The 11561-nt window shown below is 49.5% G+C and carries 10 protein-coding genes (1 of these 10 only partly in view); 6 read left to right on the top strand and 4 right to left on the bottom strand.

Going from position 1 to position 11561, the window contains the following annotated elements:
• Window positions 1-839, top strand: partial view of a M23/M56 family metallopeptidase gene (locus tag HP399_RS29755; RefSeq protein ID WP_173620473.1) — the 3' portion only. It extends 595 nt beyond the left edge of the window; 839 of the gene's 1434 nt are visible here — the last part of the coding sequence; the start codon falls outside the window, past its left edge; it ends in the stop codon at window positions 837-839.
• 46 nt (window positions 840-885) lie between these two features.
• On the opposite strand, the gene HP399_RS29760 is transcribed toward HP399_RS29755, so the two are convergent.
• From HP399_RS29760 to HP399_RS29770, 3 genes are read right to left on the bottom strand one after another with little or no spacing between them, the layout of a single operon-like run.
• The gene (locus HP399_RS29760; protein WP_173620472.1) at window positions 886-2052 is read right to left on the bottom strand and encodes an MFS transporter; all 1167 of its coding nucleotides are present in this window, start codon (window positions 2050-2052) and stop codon (window positions 886-888) included.
• A gap of 6 nt (window positions 2053-2058) precedes the next feature.
• On the bottom strand, window positions 2059-2835 hold the full coding sequence (locus HP399_RS29765; protein ID WP_173620471.1) for an arylamine N-acetyltransferase family protein: 777 nt from the start codon (window positions 2833-2835) through the stop codon (window positions 2059-2061).
• A gap of 59 nt (window positions 2836-2894) precedes the next feature.
• Window positions 2895-4649, bottom strand: a complete 1755-nt coding sequence (locus HP399_RS29770; RefSeq protein ID WP_173620470.1) for a sigma-54 interaction domain-containing protein — start codon at window positions 4647-4649, stop codon at window positions 2895-2897.
• Window positions 4650-4912: 263 nt separating this feature from the next.
• On the opposite strand from HP399_RS29770, the gene HP399_RS29775 reads away from it, so the two are divergent.
• Genes HP399_RS29775 through gcvPB form a run of 3 tightly spaced genes read left to right on the top strand, consistent with a single transcriptional unit; the run spans window position 4913 to window position 8747 of the window.
• Entirely contained in the window at window positions 4913-5695 is a 783-nt protein-coding gene (locus tag HP399_RS29775) for an SDR family NAD(P)-dependent oxidoreductase (RefSeq protein ID WP_173620469.1), read from the top strand.
• A gap of 52 nt (window positions 5696-5747) precedes the next feature.
• On the top strand, window positions 5748-7133 hold the full coding sequence (gcvPA, locus tag HP399_RS29780; RefSeq protein WP_173620468.1) for an aminomethyl-transferring glycine dehydrogenase subunit GcvPA: 1386 nt from the start codon (window positions 5748-5750) through the stop codon (window positions 7131-7133).
• 24 nt (window positions 7134-7157) lie between these two features.
• Window positions 7158-8747 carry an aminomethyl-transferring glycine dehydrogenase subunit GcvPB gene (gene gcvPB, locus HP399_RS29785; RefSeq protein WP_173620467.1) on the top strand — a complete coding sequence of 530 codons (1590 nt, stop codon included), beginning with the start codon at window positions 7158-7160 and terminating at the stop codon, window positions 8745-8747.
• Between the two features lie 65 nt (window positions 8748-8812).
• Here the strand turns inward: gcvPB and HP399_RS29790 are convergent, their stop codons facing one another.
• Window positions 8813-9466, bottom strand: coding sequence for a glycosyltransferase (locus tag HP399_RS29790; protein ID WP_173620466.1), 654 nt, complete (start codon window positions 9464-9466; stop codon window positions 8813-8815).
• Window positions 9467-9634: 168 nt separating this feature from the next.
• Here HP399_RS29790 and HP399_RS29795 point away from each other — a divergent pair, with 168 nt between their 5' ends.
• Both HP399_RS29795 and HP399_RS29800 read left to right on the top strand, forming a co-directional pair.
• Entirely contained in the window at window positions 9635-10060 is a 426-nt protein-coding gene (locus HP399_RS29795; RefSeq protein WP_173620465.1) for a MarR family winged helix-turn-helix transcriptional regulator, read from the top strand.
• Between the two features lie 109 nt (window positions 10061-10169).
• Window positions 10170-11561 (top strand): MFS transporter, encoded by a 1392-nt coding sequence (locus tag HP399_RS29800; protein ID WP_173620480.1) that lies wholly within the window; start codon window positions 10170-10172, stop codon window positions 11559-11561.

An 11561-nucleotide genomic window follows, 5' to 3' on the forward strand; every position in this document is an offset into this window, starting at 1 on the left:
TCTGGCTGCCGGAAAATCTTTTGGACAAGCTCAACGAGCATGAGCTGCGCCACATCTTTTTGCATGAGCTGGCGCATTGGAAAAGACGAGATATTCCTGTGAACAGCATCATGAGCGTGCTGCTGATCCTCAACTGGTTCAACCCGCTGTTATGGTACGCTGCTTCCCGTATGCGTCAGGATCAGGAAATGGCTTGTGATGCTTTGGTTTTGACTTATTTGCAGGAGACAGAGGTACCTCGCTACGGATACACCATGATCAAAATACTCGAGCTGTATGCCTGTCCCAAACAGATTCGCTTCACAGCCGGGTTCTCCAGCTCCAAAAAACAGGTGAAAAGGAGAATAGAGATGATTCGTCACTTTCAAAAACGGGCTTATACGTGGACCCTATCTGGTATCGTGGTCGTCTTGGCTTTAGGCATCTTTACTTTGACCGATGAAAAAAAAGTGCTGGGGAACGAGCAGAGCTTCGTCATCCCCGCAGAAGGAACAATCAAAAGCCCTATTGATCAAACAATAGGCTTGAGAATCTTAAACGACTTGAATACGCCAGTTCAGGCAGCCGCGGCCGGTAAGGTACTCAAGGCTGAGTACGATACAAAAACAGGGAAAGGCAACCAGATCATTCTGGAGCATGAAGACGGGTATCAAACCGTTTACTCTCATTTAGAAAAGCTAGAAGTCACCGCTGGCACTACTGTGACCCAAGGCCAGCTCATTGGTCTGTTGGGAAGTACGGGACGCAGCACGGGACCGCATCTTGCTTTCCAGGTTCTCGAAAATGGTATACCCGTTGATCCGATGAAGTTGTTGGTAGAGATAGAAGCTAAAGAATAAAGACGAAAGGCCACAGAAAAAATATCTGTGGCCTAACTTGTTACGCTTATTGATTCGTAGACAAATCTTGTTTGTTACCTGAAAGCACCTTGTACAGGATAAGTGCAGTCACCAAGGCAATACAACCGTTCAAATAAAAAGAGGTCGCCGCACCAAACTCTTGCCATATCCAACCGGTAAGAAGGGATGCGGGCAACAAACCAATTCCTGTAACCATCGAGTACATGCCCAGTGATGTTGCTTTCAAATCTTTCGGTGCGGAGGACGCAACCAATGACTTTTCTATTCCCTTCGTCAACGCGATATAAAAACCATACAGAATGAATAGCAACCATAAGCCTGTTATCGAACTCACCATTCCGAATCCAATATATACGAATCCATATAAGATATAGCCAACGGTTAGAATGACTTTGTGACCGAATCGATCGGAAATGGCACCTGATGTGTATGAAAACATCGAAGCAACCAAATGAAGGACTAAATACAGCAACAATACACTCGTAGCAGAAATCCCGAGATCAGTTGCTCTCAGCAATAAAAATGAATTGGACGAATTGGCAACAGTAAACAGCATAATGATCAGAAGCAATTGCTTGGTGTCGTGATTTAACTTCTTCCAGCTCGGTTTTGCTTTCGGTTCACGCGAAATCACCTTCGTATTTTCCCGCTTCTCCTTGACGGCAAAGAGCAGGCAGAAGCCAATGCCGACCGGAATCATTGAATACAAGAAAACACTCTGGAAATCTTTATTTCCATCCATCGTTAATAGGAGATATGCGATGCCGATTCCAATCGCCGCCCCGAGCATATCCATCATTTGATGCAAGCCAAATGAGCGTCCTTGCTTTCGTTTTCCTCCTGCTTCCGATATGATCGCATCGCGCGGAGCCGTTCGTATTCCCTTACCAGTACGATCGATCAGCTTCCAGACAAAAACACCTACCCATGAACTGGCTATTACGAGGAATATCCTGCCGATCCCGGATAGTCCATATCCCAGTATGGCTAACGATTTTCGTTTCTTGGAACGATCGGAAACATAACCTGAAACGAACTTGAGCAAACTGGTCAGAGCCTCGGAAACCCCATCGATGATGCCAATAATCATAGGACCCGAGGAGGCAAGAAAGATCGGAATTAACGGGGTAACCATGTATGTACCCATGTCTGTGAAAAAACTGACAAAGCTAAGCAGCCATACGTTATTCATGCTTTGTTACAACCCAAAGTACTGTTTCGCCAGCTCTTTGAATCTCGCTTTGTCGATTTCCTCTTTGGTAACAATTCCATCCACCCATTGCGTAAAGGACGTATTCGTCAACGTAACATTGCCTCTCTCTGTAAGCTGCGTAAGCAAAGGGCTTTTGTTGAAGGGTGACTGTTCATGGTCAGCGATAATCGTCTGAATCTCGTTTAATTCCATTTCATCCGTCACCAGCTTCTGCGAATCAAACGTATAACCGATCCGCCAGTCCGTATCCTTGTGCCGCAGCTTCATTTCGAGTACATAATCACCATACTCCGTCTGCTCTTTCTTGATCCGAAACTCACCATTACGTGAAGAGACGGTCTCTCCGGTTAACGGAACAGGCTTCAACGGCAGATTCGAACCAAACCCCGTATCGAGCAAATACGTTTGTCCCTCATGTGTAAGTAAAATCGTGGCATGTGTTCGACCAATCGTGTAATACTCGCCAACGTCATGCCTGTAAACAACTCCACGAATCAGATGAGCATCAAAGCCATTTTCTAGCAAGAAGAAATACAGCATCAGATTGAGCTCGTAGCAAAGACCGCCTTCGTTTCTGAGCAGTATCTTCTCCATAACGGACTGTCTGGAGATTACGCTCGTTCGCTCTTCCACAATGCACAGGTTTTCAAAAGGAATCGCCAATGCTGTCAGATCAAGGAGGCGATCCAATGTATCGAACGTAATCGTTTCATTTTCTGGCATGCCGATTCTTTTCCGAAATAAGGAATTCAGTTCACTCACGCTTCTTCCCCCCACATCGTTTCTCCCACAAGTTTACACCAAGCTCCTGCCTGAATTCCTTAAATACCGAGCAGCTTTAGCTTCCGATACAAGGTGCGTAGCCCAATCCCGAGTTCTTCTGCTACCCGCTGCTTTCCTTTCAAATCACTGCCGTGCTTTTGCAGCGAAGCGCGAATGGCGTCTGCTTGTGCATCGGCGACCCTCGCTTTGATAGCTGGACCTGAATGTAATGGAGCCACTGGAGGACGAGCGCGAAGGCGCGGAGGCAAGCTGTCCGCAGTCAGAACCGCGTCTTGCTCCATGTTCATGGCGTACTCGATGGCGTTTTCCAGCTCCCGCACATTGCCCGGCCAGTGATAGTGCGTGAGCAGGTTGATCGCCTCTCGTGCTATTCCGAAGAAGGTGCGTCCTGCTTGCTCTCCGTACTTCTCCATAAATGAAACGGCCAAGAGCTCAATGTCTTCCTTGCGCTCTGCGAGAGACGGGACGTGCATTGGAATGACGTTCAACCGATAGTACAAGTCGGCACGAAACGCTTTTTTCTCCACGAGCTCCTCCAGATTCTGGTTCGTCGCCGCGATGATTCGTACATTGATGGGAAACGACCGTGTGCCGCCGATGCGTTCCACGACCTTTTCCTGCAAGACGCGCAGCAGCTTTACTTGCAACGAGAGCGGCATATCGCCGATTTCATCCAGAAACAGCGTACCTCCCTCTGCCATTTCGAACCGTCCTGGCTTTCCTCCCTTTTTGGCTCCAGTAAACGCACCGTCCTCGTAACCGAACAATTCGCTTTCGAACAAATTTTCCGGAATGCTGGCACAATTGATGGCGACAAACGGGTAGTAAGCGCGCGTGCTTGCCTCGTGAATCGCTTTTGCCAGATGTCCTTTGCCTGTTCCTGTTTCGCCAGTAATCAGTACCGTGGAGCTGCTGTTACCGATTTTCATCGCCATTTCTTTGACCTGCTTGATGGCTGAGCTGTTTCCTACGATTTGAGCAAGGCTATCCTCTTTGCCAGACGAACGGCTCCCTTGATGATCCATCAAACGCGGAACGGATAGCGATCCCCTCTGCACGCGGAGCACGCCGCCAATGAGCTGATTGTTGACGATGATCGGCGTGGCCTCGGTCGGAGCATCCAGCTTGTCAACGAGACAATTGGCGATCGGCAAAGAATGTGCGGCCAGCCCGGATAATGACGGCAGTAGCATCCGTGAAACCTCCGCTGGCAGCAGCTCATGCTGGGACAGCAATCTACGTGCGCTGGCGTTCGTGTGAATGACATTGCCACTTCGGTCAAATGTGAAATACGCATCGGTAACGGTATCGAGCGCTCCCTCCAACAGCCGCATAGAGTCATCAGACGATTCGATCTGTCTCACCGCATGGGACTGTACAATCGCCGTAATCATCTCGCTGACTTCTGTCAGGATTTGCTGGTATCTCTCTGTATGCTTGGATAGGCGATTTTGACCTTCCTTCGTAAAGGATGTGAGGGAAACGACCCCGATTGCATGATTGGCTACTTTAATAGAAGAGAGCAGCTCGACTTTGGCGGGGCAGCTGTCGAGAAAACGGCATCCTTTGCACATTTCCATGGAGCCAGGTTTGTCTACCACATACTGCCCTTTTGCCAGCACGAATTCAATCGAGGGCACATGCACATTTTCGCCTTTTTGTTTCAAGTAGCGCTCCGTACTCACGACCAAGAGGCCGCGCTCGTTAATCACCGCAGCATCCACGTTCAATATATCTGAAATACTTGTAATGACCTTTTCGATGGCTGGTTTGCACAGATCCAACGAAACCATGGATATCCTCCCTGCTTATTGTCCTTGCTCTCTATTTTATGAAATATTTAGATAGTTCACAAACATTTTACCACTGATGTTTGCCAACAATGACAACTCATTGCCACTTTTGTCACCGCCATGACGGTACGAGACACAGTCGGAACCTCGTAAAATCAACTTTTCTTGCGATCCAGCAAGGAACATGTTACCCGGCGGGATTCACTCCGCACTTGGCACAGTGATTGCAATATAAACTTTTCAACTAGGGGGAGTGATCAACCATGGTAAACACGAATGAGGTATTCCATTTGCAAGGAAAGGTAGCCTTGGTGACAGGTGCTGCTTCCGGTATCGGACTTGCAACAGCGAAACGACTGGCCCAATTCGGAGTAAACGTCATGCTGCTTGATATCAACGAGGAGCTCGGAAAAAAGGCGGCACAAGAAATCGTAGCCGAGGGCGGGTCAGCCCGTTATTTTACATGCAATGTAGTTTCCCAACAGGATTGTCGTGAGGTAACGCAAGCGATCGAGGAAGCGTACGGTCGCATCGATATTTTATTCAACAATGCAGGCGTGATCAGAAGAAAGACGGTCGTCGAGCTGGAAGAGGACGATTGGGATCTGGTCGTCGACGTCTCCTTGAAGGGTGCTTACAACCTCTCCAAGTTCGTCATTCCTGTCATGGCGAAAACAGGCGGCGGCAGCATTATTAACACAGGCTCTGGCTGGGGCCTCAAGGGCGGTGACAAGGCGGCGGCCTACTGCGCGGCAAAAGCAGGCGTCGTCAACCTGACGCGGGCAATGGCGATTGACCACGGTCCAGAAAACATCCGTGTGAATTGCGTGTCACCCGGCGATACCGACACACCTCTGTTGCGTGAAGAAGCGCGCCAGCTGGAAAAGGAAGAAGGAGCATTCCTCGTCTCCTCCGCCCAAGGACGCCCGCTGGAGCGTCTCGGTTCTCCGCAAGATATTGCCAATGCTGTCCTGTTCTTTGCCAGCGATCTGTCATCCTGGGTGACGGGTTCCGTACTGGTCGTCGACGGCGGCGGTTTGGCTTAATTGATCGTTACCCCGACTGAATATTCCAACGAAGAGATGGAGGAACCATGAGATGAGCGTACAGCGTTATGCCCACCCGTATATTCCGAATTCTGCACCTGAAGTCAAAGAGAAAATGCTTACCGAAATCGGCTTTTCCAGCATCGAGGATATCTATGCCGACATTCCCGGGGAGCTGCGCCTAAAAGAAAAAATGAACATCCCGAAAGCTTTGACTGAATACGAGCTGGAGCGCCACGTCAACCAGCTGATGAACAAAAACAAAACGACGAAAGAAAATATCAGCTTCCTCGGCGCAGGCTGCTGGCCCCATTTTGTTCCGGCTGTCTGTGATGAAATCAACTCCCGCGCGGAGTTTTTGACGGCGTATGCTGGTGAGCCTTACGAAGACAAGGGGCGCTTTCAGGCGTTGTTCGAGTACCAAAGCCTCGTAGCTGAGCTGGTCGATATGGATGTCGTGAACGTTCCGACCTTTGACTGGGCACAGGCTGCTTCTACTGCTCTGCGCATGGCAGCACGTATCACAAAACGCACAGAGCTCCTGATCTCGAAAAATATCCATCCCGACAAGCTCTTGATCATCAAAAACTATACGTCTCCTGATCTTACTGTCACCTTGATCGATTTTGAGAACGAAACAGGCAGACTTGACCTGCATGATCTAAAAGCAAAGCTCAGTGTAGATACAGCAGCGGTTTACTTCGAAAACCCGACCTTCCTCGGCTCCGTGGAAGTAAACGGACAGATGATTGCGGACTTGGCTCATGCAGCCGGTGCCATTTGCGTAGTCGGCATCGATCCCATCTCTCTCGGCGTGATGGAAGCTCCAGCGAATTACGGCGCGGACATCGTGTGCGGAGATTTGCAGCCGCTTGGCGTACACATGCATTACGGCGGCGGCCAATCCGGCTTTATCGCGACGCATGACGATCCGACCTTCGTCATGGAATATCCGTCCCGCTTGTTCGGAATCGCACCGACAGAGGTCGAAGGCGAATACGGCTTCGGAGACGTCGCGTACGACCGCACCTCTTTTGCCAAACGTGAAAAAGGCAAGGAGTCCGTCGGAACACAAACCGCGCTATGGGGCATTACCGCAGGCGTGTACTTGGCGACAATGGGCCCTGTGGGCATGGAAGAAGTCGGGCAAGGCATCATGCAGCGCTCCCAATACGCAGCCAAGCAGCTCTCTTCCATTCCCGGGGTCGAGGCCAAATTCGCCGCTCCTTTCTTCAAGGAGTTCGTGATCGACTTCTCGCAAACAGGCAAAACCGTCAAAGACATCAACGCTGCACTTCTCGCCAAAGGAATTTTCGGCGGAGTTGATTTGACCGAACACTACCCCGAATTGGGTCAATGTGCGCTCTACTGCGTCACGGAGGTTCATACCCAGGAGGATATTGATACGCTCGTCACTGCCATCACAAGCATTTTGTAAAAACGAAAAAGGAGGAAACCGACCATGAAAACATCCGAAGGAACAATCGACAAAATGAAACGGATTCCGAGAGACCATAAGGTACGCCGCTTCCACCAAGCAAAGTGGGATGAGCCTGTCATTTTCGAGCTGAGCCAGCCCGGTGAGCGTGGCGTCGAGGTACCACCCGTCGAGCCACTAATCGTGGAGACCGTTGGCGATGGCATCTCTTCGCTGCCAGACAGCTTGCGCCGGAAAAAACGGCCGAATCTTCCCGAGATCAGTCAGTACCGCGTGATCCGTCATTACTCCCGCATTTCGCAGGAGGTTCTAGGGTCGGATTTCAACGTAGAGATCGGGCAAGGCACCTGCACGATGAAATACTCCCCGAAAATCAATGAACGCTTCGTGCGCTCACCGAAAATGGCGGAGCTGCATCCGCTGCAAGACGAGTCCACTGTCCAAGGGATGCTGGAGATGACGTATCGCCTCGATCTGTACCTGCGCGAGATTTCGGGAATGGACAAATTCTCGTTCCAACCAGGCAGCGGCACACAGGCATTGTTTACCCAAGCCTCTATCGTGCGCAAATACCACGAATCTCGCGGCGAAGGGGAGCAGCGCAACGAGTTTATTACCACCCATTTTTCCCACCCGTCCCAAGCCGCAACGGCAGCAGTCAAAGGTTTCAAAATCATTTATGTACCTGCCGACGAAAACGGCTACCCTGATCTAGAAGCGCTAAAGGGCCTCGTCTCGGAGCGAACCGCTGCCTTTGCCGTAGCGAATCCAGAGGATACAGGCATTTACAACTCCCGCATCAAGGAGTTCACAGACGTCGTCCACGCCGCAGGGGGGCTGTGCTGCTATGACCAAGCAAACGCCAACGGCTTGCTCGGCATTACCCGCGCGCTGGAAGCAGGCTTTGACATGTGCTTCTTCAACCTGCACAAAACCTTCTCCGTCCCACACGCTTGCGGCGGACCTGCAACAGGTGCCATCGGTGTCACTGCCGAGCTTGCGCCATTCCTGCCAGGACCGATCGTAGATTTCGACGGAGAGCGTTACTTCTATAAGCGTGATTTGAAAAATAGCATCGGGAAAGTCCGCAGCTTTTACGGCGTACCCCCTGCTGTCCTGCGCTCCTACGCTTGGGTCCGTGCACTTGGTGCTGACGGCTTGAAAGAAGTTGCCGAAATCGCTTGCCTCAACAACAACTATCTCTATCACAAAATCCTGCAAATCCGCGGCGCGAGCGCGCCCTATATACAAGGCCGCCGCCTGGAGCAGGTTCGCTATAGCTGGCAGCAGTTAAAAGAAGACACGGGGGTCACGACATACGATGTTCAGCGCCGCATGGTCGACTTTGCCCACCATTACTGGACCAGTCACCACCCGTACGTTGTGCCGGAGCCGTTTACGCTGGAACCGACGGAGTCCTATTCCATGGCAGAGCTCGACGAATACGTCGCGGCACTGGCCCATATCTCACAGGAAGCTTATGAGAATCCGGAGATCGTCAAAACAGCGCCGCACAATAGTACAGGTCACCGTGTCCTAGAGTCCGTGCTCGATGATCCTGATCAATGGTGCATCACATGGAGAGCTTATTTGAAAAAGACGGCACAAGGTTAAAAAGAAAGAAACGCCAGCACGGAATACGACAAGTGCTGGCGTTCTTTTCGTTGGGAAAGATTCTTTTAGAACTGATTCGGGAACTGCTTAATGATGCCTGCTGTCAGTACATCAGCCATTGAGATAATGTGCTCCTCGCCTTTATCAAACGCAGCAATGTCTGCATCCCAGTCCTTTTTCAACCTCGCCTGAAGATTATCGGAGAGCAGCTTCAAATGCGTATACATCATCTCTTTTACATCTTTTTCGGGCCAATTAGGGTTCGCACTGCTTAAAAACTTGGCGATATCATCTGCATTCCGAAACCACTCCTTGTTGAGCTTTTCAAGAGTTGCCTGATCGCCCTTCTTAGCTGCGTCGATGATTTTGCCAGCGATCACAATATGCTCGGATAACAGCTCAGCCAGCTTTTTGCCTGCTTCCTCCCCATAATACGGTTTGATTGCATTTCCGATATCCACCTGGTTTTTCAAAAGCCGTGCCAATACCTTTTCTTGATCTTCCAGCCCTGCTAATGCACTGATCAGATAGCCTCTTGTCCATATCATATGGTCGACCCAGAGCTTCCTCATATCCCCCTGCAACTTAACTTCTTTCGGCTTTATGCATTCCTGTTGCTGGCCGTTTCTTTGTGCTTCCTTGGCTACAACCATCGCCGGTACACCAAACAAAGCTAGGCAAATCATCAACAGTGTTACTTTCCTGAGTATTGGAGTCATTTAGTCCTTCTCCTTTTTTGGTATGTAGTGAATCCGCTGTTATTTTGAGCAAATTTGGCTTTTTCATGCGTTCAACATATCAGCCCTGCAAATTGACACTTGTCCGAGGCATCCTTATAGTTGTCTTATCAACAGTTGACTTGACTGCCTAACCTAGGAGGTTTCGCAATGAAATTAGATGAGTATATCGGCGTCATCGTGAAACGTACAGATTTAAAACTGAACAACTATTATCAAAAAGTATGCAATCCGTACAACATCACCATCGATCAGTGGATGATTTTTGTCGTGTTGTGGGAAGAAGAGGGTTTGACCCAGAACGAGTTGGCAGAACGCACCTACAAGGATAAAACGAATATCGCGCGGATGCTCTTTCTCATGGAAGAAAGAGGGTTCATTCATCGCGTGACGGATAAAAAGGATCGGCGTTCGCTTCATGTCTATCTGACTGAAAAAGGGCGACTTTTAAAAGACGAGGTCCTTCCACCCTCCATTGAAGCGTACGAAAAAACCATTGCAGGATTGACCGAAGAAGAAGTGAACCAATTTCGAAGAACACTCAATATCATTTATGAGAACGTGAAAAACTTGTAAAAACAAAACATATTGCAGGATGTCATTTTTTGTATATAATTAGTTGTTGTAGCAACAGTTTTTATAACAACTTCCAAGGCGGAATATATACAAAAAAGGAGTGAACATGATGAGCACAGAAGGGATTTGGAGCACGCATTACCGAGCGTTGACGATTGGTATTATTCTTGTGGTGACTGCTACAGCATTTGAAGGCTTGGCTGTCACGACAATCGCCCCCGGTCTTTCCCGAGAGCTACAGGGTGAGGATCTTTATGGATGGGTATTCAGTGCTTATTTGTTGGCTCAGTTGATTGGAACCGTGGTCACAGGTCAATTTGTCGACAGGAAAGGGCCTGCCCAGCCTTTCATTGTCACTATCGTGCTCTTTGCTGTTGGCATTGTAGTGGCTGCAATCGCGCCAGATATGCTTACTTTACTGCTTGGGCGAGTCATGCAAGGATTCGGAGCTGGTGCCTTGGTCAATTGCGTGTATACCATGATTACTTTGCGTTACCCCGATTCCCTTCGCCCTCAGATTCTTGCTGTCTTCTCTAGCGCTTATATTCTTCCTGGCCTGTTCGGACCGTATGTCGCCGGGATTATTGCTGAACAGATGTCGTGGAGATATGTCTTCTGGTTGATCCTTCCCTTTATCTTTCTGTCTGCACTCTTAACCACCCCCTCTTTCCGAGGCTTACAGCCGCCAAAAGCAAGCGCGGCAAACAATCGTAGTCTTCTTCTGCCTTTTTTCTTGGCCCTAGGGACTGGTGCCTTACTTTTTGGTATGGGCAAAATTCCTTCCATTTACGGTTTCCTGCTATCCGTCGCGGGTTTGCTCACCCTCAGTGTCCCATTATATAAGCTGATGCCTAAAGGAACGCTCGTCGCACGCTCAGGCTTACCTGCTGTCATCGCGTCTCGGGGTCTTTTTGTCGCTGCCTATTACGGCACACAAACGTATCTCGTCCTTGGACTCACTTCGATTTTAGGATTAACCGCCGACAAAGCTGGTTTAGCTGTTGCCTCTGCAGCAATCAGTTGGTCGCTGGCAGCCAATGTACAAGCAAAGCTGGACAAAAGAGACCAAGGAGCCGGTCGAAAAAAACGAATTATCACAGGCCTCGTTATTATGCTCATCGGAGTCGCTGGCACAGTACCCCTGACATTGATTCAACAAGACCTTTTCGGTATCGTGGTCGCGATTTTTAGCCAGATCATTATGGGCTTCGGAATCGGTTTGGCTCACCCGACAAGTGGCGCTATGGCGTTTTCTCTTGCAAAACCTGGTGAAGAAGGAAAAGTATCTGCTGAAATATCTATCGCCGATACGTTCACACCAGCGATTGTCATTGGGGTAGGAGGAGCCATCGTGTCTGTGATGACTGCCTTTGAGTTTTCACTTTCTGTTGGTATTACCGTTTCCCTCCTCCTTCAGACGTTCATCGTTATACTGGGGCTGGCATCTGCTGCCCGACTGACAACACGTTCGGTACCTGTTCAAGAAAAAAGGACACCTTAA

The sequence above is a fragment of the Brevibacillus sp. DP1.3A genome (genome assembly GCF_013284245.2).
Lineage (GTDB): Bacteria > Bacillota > Bacilli > Brevibacillales > Brevibacillaceae > Brevibacillus.

Coding starts and splice junctions, on each gene's coding strand:
- HP399_RS29790 (WP_173620466.1), bottom strand. CDS start 9,466: ATGACTCCAATACTCAGGAAAGTAACACTGTTGATGATTTGCCTAGCT.
- gcvPA (WP_173620468.1), top strand. CDS start 5,748: ATGAGCGTACAGCGTTATGCCCACCCGTATATTCCGAATTCTGCACCT.
- HP399_RS29760 (WP_173620472.1), bottom strand. CDS start 2,052: ATGAATAACGTATGGCTGCTTAGCTTTGTCAGTTTTTTCACAGACATG.
- HP399_RS29800 (WP_173620480.1), top strand. CDS start 10,170: ATGAGCACAGAAGGGATTTGGAGCACGCATTACCGAGCGTTGACGATT.
- HP399_RS29770 (WP_173620470.1), bottom strand. CDS start 4,649: ATGGTTTCGTTGGATCTGTGCAAACCAGCCATCGAAAAGGTCATTACA.
- HP399_RS29775 (WP_173620469.1), top strand. CDS start 4,913: ATGGTAAACACGAATGAGGTATTCCATTTGCAAGGAAAGGTAGCCTTG.
- HP399_RS29795 (WP_173620465.1), top strand. CDS start 9,635: ATGAAATTAGATGAGTATATCGGCGTCATCGTGAAACGTACAGATTTA.
- gcvPB (WP_173620467.1), top strand. CDS start 7,158: ATGAAAACATCCGAAGGAACAATCGACAAAATGAAACGGATTCCGAGA.